This is a genomic window from Brevibacterium paucivorans (assembly GCF_016907735.1).
Taxonomy (GTDB): Bacteria; Actinomycetota; Actinomycetes; order Actinomycetales; family Brevibacteriaceae; genus Brevibacterium; species Brevibacterium paucivorans.
In genome coordinates this window covers 304,861-323,840 of record NZ_JAFBCP010000001.1, presented here as the reverse complement: position 1 = coordinate 323,840, position 18,980 = coordinate 304,861, and the positions used below count along the sequence as shown (strand labels likewise).

14 protein-coding genes are annotated in these 18,980 nt (G+C 57.6%); 7 read left to right on the top strand and 7 right to left on the bottom strand.

The features are described 5' to 3' along the window. Positions 1-38: 38 nt before the first annotated feature. Positions 39-500 carry a YflT domain-containing protein gene (locus JOE56_RS01520; RefSeq protein ID WP_204514520.1) on the top strand — a complete coding sequence of 154 codons (462 nt, stop codon included), beginning with the start codon at positions 39-41 and terminating at the stop codon, positions 498-500. Here the strand turns inward: JOE56_RS01520 and JOE56_RS01515 are convergent. Continuing rightward, a complete protein-coding gene (locus JOE56_RS01515) occupies positions 497-1,552 on the bottom strand; it encodes a P1 family peptidase (protein ID WP_338028597.1) in 1,056 nt (351 codons plus the stop codon). The two genes, JOE56_RS01520 and JOE56_RS01515, sit on opposite strands and share 4 nt — an antisense overlap. Further along, a complete protein-coding gene (locus JOE56_RS01510) occupies positions 1,536-3,059 on the bottom strand; it encodes an aminopeptidase P family protein (protein ID WP_204514519.1) in 1,524 nt (507 codons plus the stop codon). Before JOE56_RS01510 ends, JOE56_RS01515 begins: the two co-directional genes overlap by 17 nt. Before the next feature lie 60 nt (positions 3,060-3,119). Here JOE56_RS01510 and JOE56_RS01505 point away from each other — a divergent pair, with 60 nt between their 5' ends. Next, positions 3,120-3,959, top strand: coding sequence for a PHP domain-containing protein (locus JOE56_RS01505; protein WP_204514518.1), 840 nt, complete (start codon positions 3,120-3,122; stop codon positions 3,957-3,959). Positions 3,960-3,975: 16 nt separating this feature from the next. Here JOE56_RS01505 and JOE56_RS01500 read toward each other — a convergent pair whose 3' ends face one another. Continuing rightward, positions 3,976-5,376 (bottom strand): DEAD/DEAH box helicase, encoded by a 1,401-nt coding sequence (locus JOE56_RS01500; RefSeq protein WP_204516040.1) that lies wholly within the window; start codon positions 5,374-5,376, stop codon positions 3,976-3,978. Positions 5,377-5,420: 44 nt separating this feature from the next. Here JOE56_RS01500 and JOE56_RS01495 point away from each other — a divergent pair, with 44 nt between their 5' ends. After that, positions 5,421-6,032, top strand: a complete 612-nt coding sequence (locus JOE56_RS01495; RefSeq protein WP_204514517.1) for a ferritin-like fold-containing protein — start codon at positions 5,421-5,423, stop codon at positions 6,030-6,032. A gap of 43 nt (positions 6,033-6,075) precedes the next feature. Here the strand turns inward: JOE56_RS01495 and JOE56_RS01490 are convergent, their stop codons facing one another. Continuing rightward, entirely contained in the window at positions 6,076-6,300 is a 225-nt protein-coding gene (locus JOE56_RS01490) for a DUF3107 domain-containing protein (RefSeq protein WP_204514516.1), read from the bottom strand. 25 nt (positions 6,301-6,325) lie between these two features. Continuing rightward, complete coding sequence (locus JOE56_RS01485) at positions 6,326-6,961, bottom strand: TetR/AcrR family transcriptional regulator (protein ID WP_204514515.1); 636 nt, start codon at positions 6,959-6,961, stop codon at positions 6,326-6,328. A gap of 61 nt (positions 6,962-7,022) precedes the next feature. On the opposite strand from JOE56_RS01485, the gene JOE56_RS01480 reads away from it, so the two are divergent. Both JOE56_RS01480 and JOE56_RS01475 read left to right on the top strand, forming a co-directional pair. After that, positions 7,023-10,148 (top strand): PD-(D/E)XK nuclease family protein, encoded by a 3,126-nt coding sequence (locus JOE56_RS01480; protein WP_204514514.1) that lies wholly within the window; start codon positions 7,023-7,025, stop codon positions 10,146-10,148. Beyond that, the gene (locus JOE56_RS01475) at positions 10,145-13,456 is read left to right on the top strand and encodes an ATP-dependent DNA helicase (protein ID WP_204514513.1); all 3,312 of its coding nucleotides are present in this window, start codon (positions 10,145-10,147) and stop codon (positions 13,454-13,456) included. The genes JOE56_RS01480 and JOE56_RS01475 overlap by 4 nt, the downstream gene beginning before the upstream one ends. A gap of 14 nt (positions 13,457-13,470) precedes the next feature. Here the strand turns inward: JOE56_RS01475 and JOE56_RS01470 are convergent, their stop codons facing one another. Continuing rightward, positions 13,471-14,613, bottom strand: coding sequence for a phosphotransferase (locus JOE56_RS01470; protein ID WP_204514512.1), 1,143 nt, complete (start codon positions 14,611-14,613; stop codon positions 13,471-13,473). Between the two features lie 115 nt (positions 14,614-14,728). Here JOE56_RS01470 and nudC point away from each other — a divergent pair, with 115 nt between their 5' ends. Together nudC and JOE56_RS01460 are read left to right on the top strand one after the other, a co-directional pair. Further along, a complete protein-coding gene (nudC, locus tag JOE56_RS01465) occupies positions 14,729-15,709 on the top strand; it encodes an NAD(+) diphosphatase (RefSeq protein ID WP_204514511.1) in 981 nt (326 codons plus the stop codon). After that, positions 15,706-17,742, top strand: coding sequence for a UvrD-helicase domain-containing protein (locus JOE56_RS01460; protein WP_204514510.1), 2,037 nt, complete (start codon positions 15,706-15,708; stop codon positions 17,740-17,742). The genes nudC and JOE56_RS01460 overlap by 4 nt, the downstream gene beginning before the upstream one ends. Here JOE56_RS01460 and JOE56_RS01455 read toward each other — a convergent pair. Next, positions 17,694-18,599: a hypothetical protein gene (locus JOE56_RS01455; RefSeq protein WP_204514509.1), complete on the bottom strand. Its 906-nt coding sequence runs from the start codon at positions 18,597-18,599 to the stop codon at positions 17,694-17,696. The two genes, JOE56_RS01460 and JOE56_RS01455, sit on opposite strands and share 49 nt — an antisense overlap. Between the last annotated feature and the right edge of the window lie 381 nt (positions 18,600-18,980).

Here is an 18,980-nt window from a genome sequence, read left to right as displayed (position 1 = left end):
TGATTTAATCTGCCCAGCAGAACCACCATAATGGGGGTATGAGCATGCAACGTAACGTGATGCCCACGGGCGAAGTACTAGGTACCTATCGTAGCCGCGAAGAAACCCAGGCCACGATCTCGTATCTTGCTGAAAACGGCTTTAACGTGCGTGCGCTGTCGATCGTGGGATCAGATGTCCGGATCGTCGAAACCGTTATGGGAATCACCTCATGGGCACAAGCTGCCGGGCGAGGCGCACTCACGGGTGCGTGGCTAGGTCTGCTTTTCGGCTTGCTCATGTCGTTCTTTTCAGGTGAAGACTCGCTCAGCTCCGGCGCCCTGCTACCCGGTGTCATTATCGGTATTGGACTGGGAATGCTGTGGGGAATCGTGAGTCGCGCAATCATGGGGCGCAAGAACAAGGTCATCGCACGCCCGCAAGTCGTGGCAAACGAATTTCAACTGCTCTGCGACCCCATGAAAGCAAACGAAGCACGGGCGCTCTTAAGCAAACGCTAGTTTCTGGCCGATTCCCACGCCGACACCGTGTCAGGCGCGAACTGACGCACCGCGGGGATAGCCATTGGGCCCCACTCTTCTTGCGCATCCGCACTTAACACCGCGTCAATACACGCCAACGCCATCGCATCGGCCGCCGCCGCACCCAGCCACGTCAGAGCAGGTGACGTGTAGTCGTTGAGTGCCGAAGCGTCCGCATCAGCTGCAGGCACGGAAGCGGCGAAAATCGTGTCACCATCAAACAATGTGTGCGACGGGTAGATCGCACGTGACAGCCCCGCATGCGCACTGGCGGCGACACGTGTCACCTGCGCGTCCGTTAGAGGCGCGTCCGTGATCAAACATGCAATCGTGGTGTTGGTAGCTGAAGCGTTGAGTGCCTGTGCGCGCTCGACCTGCTCACCAAGCGCCTCCGCAGGGACGGCTGGAACCTCAATGCCATAACCCGCCAAAACCCCAGCGGCGTAGAGCTGGCCACGGGAGTCAAAAATCGACCCCATGGGGTTGGCTGTCACAACGGCCGTCACCCGCCACCCCTCAGAGGTGGACACGGACGCAACGCCGGTGCCGCCTCGGGCGAATCCCCGGCCGGTCCACGCACCCAAACCAGCACCCACCGAACCACGGCACGCCCCGTCACTGTCTTGCGCTGCCCGCGTGGCTGCCGCGCCAGTGTCCGCGTCGGGTGCTTGGGAGGCACCTCGGCCGAGGTCGAAAACAGCGGCCGCAGGAACGATAGGCACGCGGATCCCGGGGAGGGGCTCACAGCCAATGGAGGAGGTTGCAAGCGCGTCTTGGACACCTCGGGCGGCGCTGAGCCCCAATGCAGAACCACCGGTGAGAACCACGGCGTCAGCCCCATAACCCAAGGTGCCGGGTGCCAAAATGTTCGTTTCGTGCGTGGCCGGGCCTCCGCCTCGGGAATCAACACCCACCGTGGACCCGGGCGGTAACAGCAACACCGAGGTTCCTGACAGACCGCCAGGAACCTCGGCACACCCCATTCGCACACCAGCGGGCAGGGTGAGCGAAAAGTCAGCCGTGAGCCCCACGGATCCACTCCTCGATTTCAGCGCGCGTACGCGGGAAGTTCGCTGAGAGGTTTTCGACACCGTTTTCTGTCACCAGGATGTCGTCCTCGATGCGCACACCAATTCCGCGGAACTCTTCTGGGATCAACTGGTCTTCATTCTTGAAGTACAGGCCGGGTTCAATCGTGAACACCATGCCTGGTTCCAGGTGCGCGTCAGTGTACATTTCCGCGCGCGCCTGGGCGCAGTCGTGCACGTCGAGACCCAAGTGGTGGCTAGTCCCGTGAACCATCCACCGGCGGTGCTGCTGACCCTCCGGGCTCAACGCTTCCTCAGCTGAGACCGGCAACAGGCCGAACTCTTCGAGCTTGTGGGCAATGACGTGCATGGCAGCGTCGTGGACCTCAGAGAACTTCACCGGGCGCTGGACGTGCTCGCCGGCCTTCGCGAACGCAGCCTCGCAGGCTTCGAGGACCGCGTCATAGATCTTGGCTTGAACCTCGGTGAACGTTCCATTAGCTGGGAGGGTGCGGGTGATGTCAGCGGTGTACAGCGTGTCCACTTCAGCGCCCGCGTCCACAAGCACCAGGTCACCGTCACGCACCTGGCCGGTGTTCTTAATCCAGTGAAGCGTGCACGCGTGGTTACCGGACGCAGCGATCGTGTCGTAGCCGACCCCGTTGCCGTCGGTTCGCGCAGCCAGCTCAAACGCCGTCTCGATCACACGTTCACCGCGCTCATGTTCGATAGCCCGAGGAAGTGACTTCACAACATGGTCGAAACCATCGCGGGTCACGTCGACCGCGTGGCGAATCTGGCCGATCTCAAACTCGTCCTTAATGAGGCGCATTTCCGAAAGCGTCTGAGCCAGCTCATCATCACCGGCCGCAGACACGTCAGAGTCGGCGCCAACCTGCGACCGAGCCTGGTCGATTTGCGCATCGACTGCAGTGTCCGCGCCACGGACCACACGCACCGAAATTGAACCCAAGTCCTTGGTGAACGCATCGGAAGCCACCGCGATGTTGTCACACGCAATTCCCGTTTTGGCCGCCATGGACTCCAAATCCTCACGGGGGCCCACCCAGAATTCGCCATACCGGGAGTCCGCGAAGAACTCCTCCGTGTCTGCACCAGCGCGGGGACGGAAGTAGAACGTGACGTCGTGGCCGGTCTCCGTAGGTTCAAAAACCAGAACAGAGTCGGGTTCGGAATCCATTTCCAAACCGGTCATGTGGACGAACGCGGAGTGCGCGCGGAATTGGTAGTCAGTGTCGTTGGAACGAACCTTCAAACCACCTGCTGGAATTACCAGGCGCTCGCCTGGGAAAGCCTGCGACAGGGCCTCACGCCGTTCACGCGCGAACGGGGCAACCTCCATGGGCTGTGCCGGCATGGGCGTGCGGTCCCATCCGCTTGCAACAAAATCGCGGAACGCCTTGGTCGCTGGCCTACGCGAACGGTTGTTGACGCGGTCTGCCAATGGTTGGTCGTTAGATGCGGTCGAAGAAGCGGTATCTTTTGTCATACAGCCAGTCTATGCACTAAGTCCACGCCGTTGGTCTCACATGGGCACTAGACTTTGAGCATGATCGATCTGCACACTCACTCCGCTTTTTCCGACGGCACGCAGACACCCCAGGAGTTGCTTGCCCACGCATCTGCGAGTGGTGTGACGACGATAGGACTCACCGACCACGACACGGTCGCAGGGTGGGACGAAGCGACGGACGCCGCTCGAACGAATGGCGTTCACTTGGTGCGTGGCATGGAGGTGTCGTGTCGCTACGAAGGTGTGAGCGTACACATGCTCAGCTACCTGCACAATCCCCAGGGCGCTCGCCTGACAGCTGAGACGGAAAAGATTCGCGCGGCCCGAGTCACCCGGACACGCAAGATCGTTGACCTGTTGAGTGCCGATTTCCCTATCACCTGGGAGCACGTGTCCCAACATGTGGGGGAGGGTGCGACTGTTGGTCGTCCACATATCGCTGACGCCCTGGTCCATCAGGGGATTGCTGGGGATCGTTCTGAAGCCTTCGCCACGCTCCTGCACCGCGACAGCCCCTACTACGTGTCCATGCCGGTGATTTCACCTATTGACGCCATTGACATGATCCATGAAGCCGGAGGTGTTGCAGTGTTTGCGCACCCGGCAGCCAGCTCGCGTGGGAAGGTCGTTCCTGACTCCGGTATGCGTGCCATCATCGAAGCGGGACTCGACGGCCTAGAAATCGACCACCGTGACAACCCTCTAGTTGAACGTGAAAAGTTGCGTGAACGTGCCCAAGACCACGGGCTGATTGTCACCGGTTCAAGCGATTACCACGGCGCAGGAAAACCAAACAAGCTGGCCGAAAACACCACCAGTCCACACATGCTCGAACGCATTGTAGAACGCGCGCACGGGGTAGATCTGGTGGTCTAAAGCGGTGCTTGTGCGCTTAGTCGTCCGCCTTGGTGGGCTGGGCGTGGTCAGTCTGGGTGCGCTGGGTGGGCTTGCCACCTCGGGTCCGGCGCCGAGGTCGTTTCTGGGCGCGCGGTTTCCGCTTGGGGGCGCTGCCCCGCCCCGAACGGCCCTTAGCAGGCGATTGAGAGTTGGAACCCTTTTCGTCCGACTCCTTGGCACGCGGCATGCGACCTTTTGTGCCCTTGGCAATGTTGAGGTCGCTGAACAGGTGTGGTGACGTCGAATACGTTTCCACCGGGTCGTCGAAGTCAAGGCCCAGCGTGCGGTTGATGAGCTTCCACTTTGCGACGTCTTCCCAGTCGATGAGAGTGACAGCGATACCGGTGTTGCCAGCGCGTCCCGTACGTCCAATGCGGTGAACGTACGTCTTGTCGTCTTCTGGACACTGGTAGTTAATGACGTGGGTGACGTCGTCAATGTCGATTCCGCGCGCTGCTACGTCGGTCGCGACGAGCACGTCGGTGGTGCCATCACGGAACCGTTTGAGCGCCTTTTCGCGCAGGTGCTGGTTGAGGTCCCCGTGGAGCGCCTGTGCCTGGAAGCCACGGTCCTTGAGTTCGTCGGCCAGACGGTCGGCGGTGCGCTTGGTGCGGGCGAAGATAATGGTGCGTCCGCGGCCGTCGGCCCGCAAGATACGTCCTACCAGCTCGGTCTTGTCCATGGAGTGGGCGCGGTAGACGTGCTGTTTGGTATTGACCGAGGTCGTTGAAGTGTCGGACGCCTGCGTGGCACGGATGTGGGTGGGTTGCGACATGTAACGACGTGCGAGTGCAATCACCTGACCGGGCATGGTCGCTGAAAACAGCATGGTCTGACGTCGAGCGGGGAGGGCAGCCACGATCTTTTCGACATCGGGGAGGAAGCCCAGGTCCAGCATTTCGTCGGCCTCGTCAAAGACCGCGGTAGAGATCTGCGAAAAGTTGAGTACTCGACGCCCATACAGATCCAGGAGACGTCCGGGAGTACCTACAACGACATCGGCCCCTTCTTTGAGAGCACGAATCTGCGGTTCAAAATCCTTACCGCCGTAAATGGTGACAATCGATGGCGAGAAAGTCCGTGAAGCCACGCGCAGGTCATCAGCAACCTGGTGCGCCAGCTCACGGGTAGGGACAACGACGAGGGCGCGCGGCGCACGCCCCTGTTCACGGGACTGGTCGCTCAAAACGCGCTGCAAAAGTGGAATACCAAAGCCCAGCGTCTTTCCAGTTCCGGTTTTCGCCTGACCAATAATGTCTGCGCCAGTCAGCGCCACGGGAAGGGTCAATGCTTGGATGGGGAATGGGTGTGTAATGCCGGCGTTCGTCAGCGATTCGACGATGGGCGACTCAACACCCAGGTCAGCAAAGGTTTCTTGTGTCACAAAAGTCCTCATTGTCATGTGTGCCAGGGGATTTACTGTGCGGTTAGGCTAGGGACATGCACAACGACGCCCCGACCGCGATCCTGGCCACTCTGGCTCTATATGAACTGTCCGTCTTCCAAAGCACCGCAACGGATGCGCAGTTCGCTCCTCACGTACGAGACACAGTCGAGCTTTCTCGCGTGAGCGGTTACGCGCTCAACCACTTCGAAGCGCTCGTGGAACGCATCGGACAGTTAGGTGGCGATGCGCTGGCACTCATGGAAGAGAGGGCGCCGTCTTTAACTGCATTCAACGAACGCACACAACCAAAGGATTGGCACGAGAGTCTCATGAAGTCCTACGTCCACGACGGACTGTTGAGGGACTATGCGAAATGCTCTCATCCGGCACTCGATGCGGACAGTAAAAACGTCATCACCGCCGTGTTAGATGATACACGTCGCGAAGAACTGTTGCGCGAGCGCCTTGGGGAACTCATCAGTGATCAGGAGATTTTGGGTTCGCGCTTAGCCCTGTGGGGTCGCAAATTGGTGGTTGAGACGGGTAAGCGTCTCACGGACATCGTAGAGCTCACGACTGACCGTAAGCACCTGGATGCGAAGGCCTGGCAGAGTGCCCTCACGGGGCACTCACGCCGCATGAGCGCAATCGGTTTGGTGGCGTGACCTGACTGAGTGTCTGAACTGGTGGTTGACGTTGTGGCCAGTTCTAGCCGATTCCGAATCCCACGCGGTGAGCCGTTTCTGAACCGGCTTCGATGTACGCAAGGGACTGAGCGGGAACCAGGACGGTGCGGTTTTTCGAGTCCTTGAGCGTAAGCACAGTTCCCTGCGCAATAGCCTCGTTGACCTGCGCGGTGATGTCTTCGATGCTGGAGTCAACATCGACAGTGAGTTCACGGTTGGACTGGCGAATTCCGATCTTAATTTCCATGTGAGTTAGTGTAACCGGAATGGATTTAGGATGAGCGCTCGCTTGGGGCGGGCTCAGAGGTCAGTGCAAACTGTGCTCTTTCGACACCCGTCAAACCTTCGAAAGCCATTTTGGCGGTGAGGCGAGCGACTTCTTCGATGTCTACGTCGTCATAGTCGATGCACACTTGCGAGGCTTGTTCGGCCATGCCTGCGATTGCACGACCCATAACATACGCCTGGACTTCGCCTAGATTGTTTCGCTCTTGGATGGAATCCGCGATGATCTGAACGTAGGTATCCACAGCGCGACTCCAGCGAGTCCGCGCATCGCTAAGTTCACTGCTGTTGCGCGACATGATGATGAAGGCATCACGGTTTTCTTTGACGAACTCAAAGTAGCCGTAAAACGTCTGGTGAACACGGTCTTCACGGCTGTCGACCGTGTCTAACGTTGTGGTGAGGCGGTGAGCCAGCTCTTCGATTGACTTGTCCATGATCGTGGTGAACAGGTCGTGCTTGGACTCGAAGTGCTGGTAAAGAATGGGCTTCGACACTCCCGCTTCGAGTGCGATGTTGTCCATCGACGTCGCGTGATAGCCCTGACGAGCGAAAACCTCAGTTGCAACACTTAGGACTTGGTTTCGGCGTTGCGCGCGGGGCATGCGTTTTTGGGAGGTCATACGCGCAAGTTTAGTTGACGCACGTGCCAACTGTGTCAGTGCCTCGTGTTGGAATGGTTACATGAAGGAATTTTTGAGCCTACGCACTGCCACTGACGCTGTCGTCGAGGGTCTAAGCCGTGGAGATTCCATAGGAGTTGTGGGAGTTCCAGGGTCAGGCAAAAGCACAGTGGTGAAGGACAGTTTCGCGCGTTTGGCAGAAAGTAGGAACGCCGACTCTGTGCTTGCGCTCACTCCCAACCGTGAACACGCAGACGTTTTGCGAGATGAGCTGAAGTCTCCTGTCCGCTCATCCGCAACTGCACGTTCGGTTCACTCTTATGCTTTTGGCATTGTCGCTGCGCACACGGCAACAACCACCGGAGTCCCGGCGTTGTTCATTTCAGGTGCAGATCAAGACGTGCGTTTAACTGAGCAGCTCCAAGGGTACTTTGACGGAACAGTCGCGGGGCCCACGTGGACCACGTCGATGACCACCGAACTCGCACACACTGATGTATTTCGAACCCAGTTGCGTGACTCGATTTCGGAGATCATGGGCCACGACTTCTCCTATGACCACATCATTGAGCTCGCCCGCATCCACAACCGGCCCGAATGGGAAGTGCTCTCCTTTATTGGTCGCGAGTACGAGGAGCTTCTCACCTATTGGGGAGACGGTGCGGTAGACACCTCGGCGGTGTTTACCAAGGCGAAGCACATTGTTGAAGAATCGAGCGTCGTCCCGGGAAGTACGTGGGATTTTGCGCCAGAAATACTTCCGGCATGGATCTTGTGCGACAGTGTCCAGGACTTTCCCGACTCAGCCTTGGGATTCCTGCGCGCCTTGTATCAACGCGGCGTGTGTTTTGCATTCACATGTTCACCCGATTCAGCAACCCAGAGTTTCCGTGGTGGAAGCGGCGACGTTTTTGCAGGGCGTCATCAGCTCGGGGTCCGCACGGACATTGTTTTAGACCCACACGACTGCAACATTCGTGGGGCAGGGGCCATTACTCGCACTGTTGATTCACTCATGCGTAGCTCAGCCGATCCCATCCACGCGCTGGGATACATGGCGCCTCAGGGAAGCGCGGAAGGATCGTCCCAGGTGTTTACGTGTGAGTGTTCGTCTGGGTCGAACGCCGCGCGCAAAATCGCCGCAATGATTTATGACCGTCACCAAAATGGTGTGCCGTTTGCCGACATCGCGGTTGTGACACGTCGCGCCTCCTCAGCTGCGCAGTTGAGCGAAGAACTGGCCGCATCTGGAATTCCGGTGCGGACACCCGCCCGTGCTTTGGGAAGCGATCCGGCCACGTTGCCGCTTCTTCAAGTCTTGAGTCTGAGCCCGGATTCTGCAGATTGGCCCCAGGTCGCAACCGCTTGCGTGACTGGGGCGTATGGGGGACTTGACGTTCTCACACTTCGCTCATTGCAACGTGAACTCACCCAGTTATCAGGTCTAGAAGGTCCGCTCGAGACACTCATGGAGTGGGCACTTGAAACAACGCAAGATCTCCCAGCTCCGGTAGAACGCGCCAAGCGCATGGTGGAAGCGGCAAAGAAATCAGCAGACGAACTAGCGCAGTACGCCGTGTGGGAAGTGTGGAATGCAGCAGGGGTTGCCCATGAGTGGCAGGAAAAAGCTCTACGCAACCCCTCCGGCCATCATTCTGCCTACCTCGATTCCGTGATCCGGTTACTTGCGTTAGCTGACAAGCTCAACGAAGGCGCAACGGGTCAGGTGAAAGGGCGTGACTTTGCCATGAAAGTCATGTCGCAGAAATTTGCGCAAGACTCCTTGGCGCACACGGCGCTCAACGACATCGTCACGGTCACGACACCCGCAGGCGTTGCCCACACCAGTTTCGACACGGTGATCGTGACTGACGTACAAGAAGGCGTATGGCCAAACCCCACTGTTCGCGGAACCATTTTCAAGACCCCACAGTTGATACGGGCACTCAAAGACCCTGCGTCGCAGGAAGAGCTGTCTGCGGACAACTTTTCACAACACGACTTCCTCGTCAGGCGCCGCGAAACTATTCGCGACGAAGTCAAGCTGTTTATCGCTGCTCTCAGCCGTGCGCGCACTCAAGCTGTGGTGGTTGCGATCAACGGGCATGGTGAGCTCCCCAGTCCTCTTTTTACAGCTATTCAAGGCATGGAGTGGACGTCCCAATATTGGGCAGAGAAACCAGATGTATTGCCCAGCACGCTGAGCGAAATCGCTGGTTACGCCCGCTTGCAGGTGAACCAAGCGCTTGAAGAAGGCGACGAAGATGCTGCACGACCATGGGCACAGTTACTTCAAGCCCTGCACAGCTCCGGGGTGGGGGCAGCAGACCCCAACACGTGGTGGCTCAGCCCCAGTTCTGAACTTCCGGTGCTTCCAGCTCACGAGCCGGTGCGCATTTCTCCGTCACAAGTAGAAACGTATGCCCAGTGTCCGCTCAAGTGGTTCTTCAACCAGAACGCGTCGCAGACCATCGACACATACCCGCAGGCGTTCGGTAATCTCATCCACGAAATCGCACAGACGTATCCACACGGGGGACTTGCTGACATGCTGAGTCTCTTCGATGAGAAGTTTCAGGAGTTCAGCTTCGATTCCGAATGGGAATGCCAACGCGAATATGCCGATGGATGTGCCACGGTTGAGAACCTGAACGAGTACCTTAAGAAACGTGAGGATAAAGGGTTTGTGGCCGCCGAGGTCGTTGTCAGGTCTGACCTCGATGTGCCGTTAGGGCCGGCGCGGGTGAGCGGGCGGATTGACCGTTTGGAAAAAACCTCGGACGGGGCCGCATACATCGTCGACTTTAAAACTGGTAAGACGATTCCGTCTAAAAACAGTGTTCAAGAGAATCCACAACTCGCAACGTACCAAGTTGCGATCGAATCAGGCTCAGCTACTTTCATCGATGACGGCAAGCCCATTCGAGGCATTACCCAGAGCGCAGGCGGTGAACTAGTCTACCCTCGCAAATCGGCAGGCAAAGGCAAAACTCCTTCGAATGTGCGTGAACAGAAGTCCATACGGGGTACCGACGTGTATGACACAACCGTCGAAACGATTGAGAACTTGGTTCGTTCAGCACGCACACACACGTTTACCGCCACACCGTCGGATGAAGCGTGTCGCACATGTGCGTTTACTCAGTCCTGCCCAGCATTTGCACTGGGCGAAAGTGAGGAATCATGAAATACACTGCCACGGATCTTGCACAGATTCTGGATTTACCTAGCCCTACCGAAGAACAACGCAGAATCATCGAGGCTGACCTCACGCCAGGAATTACTATCGCGGGGGCCGGGTCAGGCAAAACCACGGTGGTGTCTCAACGCGTGCTCTACCTGGTTGCAAATGGACTCGTGGAACCCCAACAAATTATTGGGCTCACGTTTACGAATAAGGCAGCCGGTGAAATGAGCGAGAAAATTTCGTCTCACTTCGACAAGTTCCGCTCCAAGAACACAAACACTGCGCCAAGCACCGAGATGCCTACCATTCAGACGTACAACTCTTTTGCATCTGGTTTGGCCAGTGAGTACGGAGCCACGATTGGGGTCGAACCAGATACCCAAGTCCTTGACGACGCCAGTGCTATTGAACTAGCAGATCAGGTCGTTGCAACCGCTCACCCAGACTTCATCCCGCCAGGAAAATCGCGGTCGAGCCTGGTCAAGGAACTCATCCACCTTGCCGGCCAAGCCAATGAGCACTTGTGTGCGCCTGAAGACATCATCACGTATCTGAACCGGTGTCTCTACGCATTCCTTAACAGTGAGTTTATTGACGACTGCATAGCGACAATCAAGAACAAGCGAAGCATCGGTGCACAAGAGAAAGAAGACTACAGCAGTTTCTTACGGGAACTAACAGCCTCCTACCTTGACGCGCCTGGCCGGCTCTGGCCAGAAGATGTCACAGAACAAGTTTTCACTCTCCTGGAGACCCTCGGGATCTGTCCTGCAATTGCTGATGTGCGGAACAAGAAACGACTCGCGCACCTTCTGGGCGCGTTCGCTGCGCTAAAGAAAGAAAAGCGCGCAATGCAGTTCTCTGATCAAGTGTCGTTTGCATATCAAGCAATGAAGGCCGACCCGAACATCGTTCAAAGCGAACGCGCTAAATGGAAAGTGGTGTTTCTTGATGAGTACCAGGACACCTCCGACAGTCAGGTCAAAATGTTGAAGACCCTGTTCGCTGGCCTTCCCATTACCGCTGTGGGCGACCCGCGCCAGTCAATCTATGCATGGCGTGGAGCATCCGAACTGAATATCGAAGGGTTCCCGTGCGACTTTGCGAGCCCCGGGCATGATACTGCGTCATTCACAATGACCACCAGCTTTAGAAACTCGCAGCGAGTTCTCGCCGTCGCCAACGCGGTCGCAGGGCGGCTTCCAGAAGACTCAGAAGACACACGCCTTAAACCCATCACAGTAAACAACGAAGTCACGTCACCGCTGGGGAACATTGAAGTGAGCGTGACACAAGGGAAAGCTCACCCCACGTATGTGAGCGACCAATTGGAAAACCTGGTCGAATGGATGCGCGATCGCGAAGGCCACCGTGCCGTTCTGGTCCGCAAACGCATGCACTTTGCCCCGGTGGCTCAGGCCCTGACCGCTGCAGGACTCGATGTGCAGGTTGTGGGCGACGGTGGTGGAATGGACGATCCGTTTGTCGCCGATATCGTTGCTATCCTCAACGTGGCTTCCGATCCTCACGCTGTGGAACACCTGATGCGTCTTCTAACGGGACGAGTCTGCACATTAGGCGCCCACGATCTCCGGGCATTCAACTCACTTGTAAAGAACGCAAACGCTGAAGCCTCGGCGACTCCGCTGACAGCGGTCGAATGCGTCGACAGCTTTGCTAACCGTGAGTATGCGGAACTATCAGAGGCAGCCAATGTGAGGTTGCGTAGCTTGGCACACAAGCTCCGCGATGTACGCAAGAACCATGGGGGAGTCATCCACATGATTCGCACAATCATCCGAGTGTTTGATCTGTCCTATGAGCTAGCGTCATTGCCTACGGAACGAGCTGATTCGCACCGAGCAAACATCGATACATTCGTCTCGGCGGTATCCAGCTACGTCGCACGCAATCCCATGGCTAGCATGACTGCAGTCCTGGCCTGGCTTGAACTGGCGAACGAACACGACGCCATATCGTCGCCACCTGAGTCACTGGATCCATCAGCTGTGACCATCATGACTGTGCATGCCTCAAAAGGTTTGGAGTTCGACGCGGTGGCACTTCCGTTCCTCACAACGGGAGACCTGCCTACTAAGCCTCGGAGCTACAGGGCATGGCTTGCCGTGGGTGAACTTCCATATCCATTGCGTGGTGATGCCACGAAACTTCCACGCCTGGATTTAGCGCAGAGGGCACACACCTCAGTGTCGGATATGAAGAACCTGTTCGACGAAACTCAAGCAGACAAAGAAGACATTGAAGATTTTTTCGACGCTTCGAACGTCGGACACTCTGAGCTACCGCTGAGAGACCAGATTAGTCTTTATCACCGGCGGCAAGAAAGGCGTTTGGCATACGTTGCAGTCACACGCGCAAAACAACAACTGTGGTTGGGCGCGAGCTACTGGGGACACCGCAAGTCGGCTAATCAGCTTTCGCCCTTCTTGACCGAAGCGATTACTGTGCTCAACCAAGCAGGAGCAAACATCGAGATCCCAGAATGCGATGCGGAAGCTCCGGAGAACACTCCAGTTGAAGTGCAATGGCCGGCCGTGATCTCTGAAACGGAGCAAAAGAAGCAGAGTCGCACACGTGATTTTGTTCGCCAACAAGCGCCACTGGACCTCAGCGCCACGCCGGACTCCGGCGATGAGGGTTTCCACCGGGTTGTCGCCCGTGTTCAGAAGATCATGAGCGACGCAAGGCCACAACCACCTCGGACTCCACAGCGCATGTCCACCACCGACGTTGTAAAGTACCGTGCGGACGCAGACGCGTATATGCGTGAAGTCCAGCGTCCAATGCCGCAAGAACCCAGTGAATACGCGGCGCTGGGAACCGCTTTTCACGCGTGGGTCGAACAGCACTATGGGCAGTCGGCCCTGACCGACATTCACGAAGCCCACATGCGGAAAGCTCTTCCACAGCGTGTGCAGAAACGATTCGACTCGCTCGTTTCCACATTTGAAGGGTCGAACTATGCCAACCGGGTACCGCACGCAGTTGAGCTGCCGTTTGAGCTGGAGCTGGGCGGGCGCAAGGTGCCCGGCAAGATCGACGCTGTCTTTAAAGACGGCGATCGCGTCACGGTCGTCGACTGGAAGACGGGTAAGAAGCCTTCAGCGGAGATTCTGGACACCATGGCCACGCAGCTCGCGATCTACGTTCAAGCGGTCCAGAAGTTACCGGAATACGCAGGATGCGAGGTGGGTGCGGAGTTTTACTTCGTAGGAAGTGACGAGACATTCGCGCCAGATACCCTGCCCAGTCTCGACATCGAGGGAATTCTCGACCAAGCACCGTAAACGCTGAAGGGCCCCTATGTGTCGATCCGGTTGGTGGGGATAGAGTCCTCGTCGTCAGGGTCGGCAGTGGGATCGACAGCGGGACGATCCGCCGTGCCCACCGACGGAACAAACGTGGGAGCGTCCGTGGAAATGTCGGTGGTGGCAACGTTTTCGGCACTGTCGCTGTCGGTGCCGCTGACAGCGACTCCCGCACTTGCGGGGCGGAACTCATCTGCCTCAGCGGGGCGGTGTGTCACCTCGTCAGGGGCAACGACCTCGGCGAAATCCCGCAACATGTGCGCAGCCTCATCCACGCTTTGCGCGTCACCGCTGTCGATCGCAGTCAAAAGAAGCTCCACCATGACAAATTCGTTCATCAGGTCGATGCGCTGACGCAGACCGGGGTCGTCGACTTCCCGGTGCGTGGCGTAGTGCTCGAGGAACTCTTCAAAGCTGTTGGGGGACAGGAGCGCGCCCGCAGCCGCGAGGTCTACGGCGGGGTCGCCCACGCGAAGGCGGTGAACATCGGTGAGGGCGACGATCTGTGCGCCGTCGCAGCGAAGAGCGTCTACGTCGATTGCGTCGTGGATGGGGGCGGGAAGGAAGTGCCACGCCGAGGCGGTCTCCAGCACCCGCTCCCACCTCTCCAAAAGCGGGGTAGGTACCTTGCGAGTGCCTGCCGCTCGGTCAAGGTTGTCCAAAAGCTGTTCGCGAGTCTCCTGCGGTTCCTTTGCTACCAGCCCTGAGTCGGCAACTGCGCCAGCATCGCAACTGTGCAAGATGGCCAGGGTACGCGCGAGCGATTCGATGAGCGAGGGTTGCTCGACAAAATCTTGGGTCGACACGGGGATGCCGGGCAACGGGTCCGCGACGACCAGAGTGGCGCGGGTATCTGTGAGCTCACCGGCGGAAAAAGACTGCGAAACAACTGTGCGTGGAACGGTAAACGGAGCGTCTTTGGGCAGGACCGATCGCAAAACTGCCGAAGCGACATCGCTGGCACCTGCGTCTACGGCCTGCTTTTCATCCCACAGGGACACTGTGTACGAGGTGTCACCTTGCGACATCAGCAATCGGGGTCCTCGCGGATCGTCCAGAGGCATCCACTTGTCTGGAGTGAACTTCTCGAGGATCGAATGGGCCGCTGCAATCATGCGAAGGTATACCGTATCCACTCTTCCAATGTACCCGCACCTGCGAGCGATCACGCTGTGCCGAAAAGGTGTGTCAGACCCTTTCGCTAGGGTTGAACACAACAGGTACCACACCGTGGATTGAAAGGAGCGCACAATGAAGAACTCGTACACGATTACTCCCGCGAGTCTCGCGCGCTCCGATGTGTGGAGGAACCACCGTGCGCGTGGTGCAGATGGTTCGTTGACCGAGGTGCTGGCCCGGTCGCGTACCCGCATAGTGTGTTCGCACCGCGGTTATCTGCTGGTGTCCTCGGGTGGTCTGCACCGGTTCTCGGCCGCTGACGTCGAGCAGCTCGCCATGACTGGAACCCGGATCTACCTGGGCGAAACGGGTGCGGGCGACGTCGTGGGAATTGAAATTGACGATGAAACGAAGACCCGTGTCGACAAACACCTTAACCGGCCGGGGACGTCCGCTGAGGACTACTTGGACGCGCCGGCCCAGAGCATTCATGTGACGGACCCCGTGTGGTTTGACTTAAGGGCCATCGCATTGGACCTTTCGGAAACAGACACCGGATTGGCTACGGCCCTCGTCGCGGTGGGCAACTGGCACCGTACCCACACTCACTCACCGCGTAATGGGAAGCCCACGACGACCTCGGCGGGGGGATGGGTACGCACCGACACCACCACGGGCAGCGAACACTTTCCCCGGACCGACCCTGCCGTCATCATGGCGGTCATTCACACTGACCACGACGGGACCGAACGGATCTTGCTTGGCAACAATGTCATGTGGCCAAAAGGGCGGTACTCACTGCTCGCGGGATTTGTCGAACCAGGTGAAACGCTTGAAGCTGCGGTGGTGAGGGAAGTCCGTGAGGAAGCGGGTGTGATCTGCGAAGACCCAGTGTATGTGGGGTCGCAACCGTGGCCGTTTCCATGTTCGCTGATGTTGGGGTTCTTTGCCCGCGCGCAGTCCCGTGACGCGTGTGCTGACTTTGATGAAATGCGGACAGTGCGCTGGTTTACTCGCGATGAGCTGCAACAGGAAATCGAAGCGGGGGCAGTATCTGTCCCCGGACAAGTGTCTATTGCGGGGCAAATGCTTGAGAGGTGGATGAGTGCGTGAGCGAACTACTCGAAAACCTCGACCCTGAACAGCGTGAAGTCGTTACCCACGATGGTGGACCGCTCGTTGTGCTCGCTGGGGCTGGAACGGGTAAGACACGCGCCATTACACACCGGATTGCCTACGGTGCCCACACTGGGCAATTGCCGGCTCAGCATGTTCTTGCGCTGACGTTTACCGCGAAAGCGGCGGGCGAAATGCGTTCCCGGCTCCGTGGATTGGGTGTTCCTCAGGTTCAAGCGCGCACGTTTCACTCCGCAGCACTTAGACAGTTGCGGTACTTTTGGTCGGAATTCGCGCAAGGGCCGTTTCCTGAACTCATGGATGGGAAGTTTGGTCCGTTACGAAGGATCCTTTCAGAGCTGGGCATTGAGCCTGAACGAGAAACGATTCGCGACGTCGCCGCGGAGCTGGAATATGCGGCTGTGAACCTTGTAGGGATAGACGACTATCCGCAGTTCGCGCAGTCGCGTGAACTCCCGCCCGGAATCGATACCACGGCCATGGTCGCAATCATGCGCGCCTACGCCGACCACAAAACCACCAATCGGCTCATCGACTATCAAGATGTGCTGTTGATCCTTTCCGGTGTCATGGCGAGCACACCCCACATCGCGGCCAAGATTCATCAACAGTATCGGCACTTCGTCGTAGACGAATTCCAAGACGTTTCGCCTATCCAGTACGAACTGTTGAAGAACTGGTTAGGAGAACGTGACAGTCTGTGCGTCGTGGGTGACCCGGCACAGACCATCTACACGTTCGCTGGAGCTCGGGACAGTTACTTGATGAACTTAGGCAACGTGTTGCCGCAAGCCCGCACCATTTCGCTAGTGCGTAACTACCGGTCCACACCGCCCATCGTCGAGGCTGCGAACAAGGTGCTTGCCCACACGGGCAGGAACCGTATGGTTCTACAGCCACAACGTAGCGGGGGAGTGGCACCCACGTTCCACGAATACCCCGACGACGCTTCCGAAGCCACAGGCGTCGCACAGCGTATTGCGACACAGATCAGCAGTGGGGTACCCGCAAGCGATATCGCGATTCTCTTCAGAACCAACGGCCAAAGCCCTGCTTTTGAACACGCCCTCGATGAACACGGAATCCACTATTTAGTCCGTGGCGGCGAGCAGTTTTTTGCGCGACCCGAAATCCGACAGGCCGGAGCGCTTCTGCGAGCAAACATGTCGCAAGGAAAAACTGGTCAGCTCGATACGGTTGTCGCTGATCTGTTGACGACGTTGGGTTGGCAAGAAGTGGGCCCGCGCGTCCACGGTGCAGTGCGTGCGCGGTGGGAGTCACTCAACGCCTTGGTGAACCTAGCCAAACAGATGCAACAGGACAGCGACATGCCGGTTCCGCTCAGTGAGCTTGTTGCTGAGCTTGAGCAACGAGCCGAGGCTCAGCACGCGCCCAGCGTGCAAGGCGTCACCTTGGCCAGTGTCCACGCGGCAAAAGGTCTGGAGTGGCCACACGTTTATCTTGTGGGAATGTCAGAAGGACTCATGCCTATTTCGTATGCGTCAACGCCTTTGGCAGTGGCTGAAGAACGGCGACTGTTCTACGTGGCCGTGACGCGAGCACAAGACACGCTGACTGTGAGCTGGTCTCAAGCCCGTCAGGCAAGTGCGCAGTCAACCAGGAAACCGTCTCGGTTCATCAGCGAAATGCGGGGCCATACTCCTACTCAACGTGAACGACGGCAGCAAGCCCGAGCGTCGTCGACCCGTGCATGCGGCTGTGGAAATGCGCTCGTGAGTGCGCAAGAGCGGCGAAACAGAGTGTGTCACGCGTGCAGTCAGGCCGTTGACGAAAACATGGTGACTACGCTCAAGGAATGGCGTACGCAGACGGCTCGGGAACTCGACGTACCTGCATACATGGTGCTCACCACGGCAACGTTGATGTCGATTGCGCAGGCACGCCCGCAATCGCTCGATGAGTTGGGGCAAATTTCGGGGATTGGCCCAGTGAAGTTGGGTCAGTTTGGTGACGACATACTCGAAGCCGTGAGGTCTTCGAGCACTTGAGCCACACGGCAGTCGCACGCGGTGTGAAACTGGGCAACCGACGTAGACACTTCGCCTGCCAAATCCACACGCTGCGTGTGCGGGATGGTGAAATCTTGTAGCACATACTCACGAAGCACACGTGCGCACGTGACAAGCGACGACCACGCAAGTAACGGATCTACCCGGCGGGCAGAAGGTGCTTGTTCACGTAAACCACGCCATCCGGTCATCCATTCGTCGTCGACATCGATAATGTAATGCGTTAGGCACGTAATGCACGGAGTGAGACTGGGGCAGACCACGTGAGTGACAGCGGCCTGCTCCTGCTGTACACAGACACTCACATGTTGCGTCCCTGAATCGTGTAACGAGCGGGCTCCCATGAGATCCGGAACCCACACCGACGTAAGAACCACAATCGACCCGTCTCGCACCTTCGCCTGGAGCAAAGATGCGGCAGATGTGACGTTGAACCCACACGCAGACAGAAGCTTGGAAAGTTCAGGCGCCAACGGTCCCACGCACACGACTTTCTGCTTCTTGATCGCCACCATAAACTCGCTGGGATTCGCTCGGCGTGAGTGTGCCACGGCGTCGACCTGATACGTGACGGGAGTGGTGTGTAACTGTACACGGGGAACCAAAGCTTGGGACTCTTCTAACAAGTTCAACAGTGACGCTGTTCGTTCATGGGTGAGACCCACATGCGATGCTTTGTCGGCTAAAACTTCCGGTGATATCCCCATCTTGATGAGCTCGATAAGCTCCCGGTCAGCCGTGCTCAAACCATCAATGAGCACAGGATCGTCAATGCCGATTTGTAAACATGAGGACGAACGCCACACCAGTGGCACCGATCTGTTGAACATCAACATTCGTCTCACCTCCTCTTTCAGCGTATGGAGGGGTAGAGGCGAAAAGAAGTGGCTTACGAAAAATGTGGATAACCTGTTGATATTTTTACCAAACATGCGAACGAGGAGACGTTCAGCCTTAGTTTTCCACAGGGAAATTCCCAGGCGAACAGTCTCCTCGTCCGTTGAGTCTCGCAGCCGCGCGCGGACTTCATAGACCTTCCCCTTGCCATGAAGTCCGGGTTTTCCGCGAGTCTGAGATAAAAACTTAAACCTTTCTTTGCCGGTGATCAATTCCGTTATCCACAGATCATGTGGAATTTTTAAATACAGCTGTGTACGCATGTGCATTATCTGTGGACAACAGTGTGTGCAAAAGAAGAATCCTGTAACTTCAACGCA

Coding starts and splice junctions, on each gene's coding strand:
- JOE56_RS01495 (WP_204514517.1), top strand. CDS start 5,421: ATGCACAACGACGCCCCGACCGCGATCCTGGCCACTCTGGCTCTATAT.
- JOE56_RS01475 (WP_204514513.1), top strand. CDS start 10,145: ATGAAATACACTGCCACGGATCTTGCACAGATTCTGGATTTACCTAGC.
- JOE56_RS01455 (WP_204514509.1), bottom strand. CDS start 18,599: ATGTTGATGTTCAACAGATCGGTGCCACTGGTGTGGCGTTCGTCCTCA.
- JOE56_RS01510 (WP_204514519.1), bottom strand. CDS start 3,059: ATGACAAAAGATACCGCTTCTTCGACCGCATCTAACGACCAACCATTG.
- JOE56_RS01480 (WP_204514514.1), top strand. CDS start 7,023: ATGAAGGAATTTTTGAGCCTACGCACTGCCACTGACGCTGTCGTCGAG.
- JOE56_RS01490 (WP_204514516.1), bottom strand. CDS start 6,300: ATGGAAATTAAGATCGGAATTCGCCAGTCCAACCGTGAACTCACTGTC.
- JOE56_RS01520 (WP_204514520.1), top strand. CDS start 39: ATGAGCATGCAACGTAACGTGATGCCCACGGGCGAAGTACTAGGTACC.
- nudC (WP_204514511.1), top strand. CDS start 14,729: ATGAAGAACTCGTACACGATTACTCCCGCGAGTCTCGCGCGCTCCGAT.
- JOE56_RS01500 (WP_204516040.1), bottom strand. CDS start 5,376: ATGAGGACTTTTGTGACACAAGAAACCTTTGCTGACCTGGGTGTTGAG.
- JOE56_RS01505 (WP_204514518.1), top strand. CDS start 3,120: ATGATCGATCTGCACACTCACTCCGCTTTTTCCGACGGCACGCAGACA.
- JOE56_RS01485 (WP_204514515.1), bottom strand. CDS start 6,961: ATGACCTCCCAAAAACGCATGCCCCGCGCGCAACGCCGAAACCAAGTC.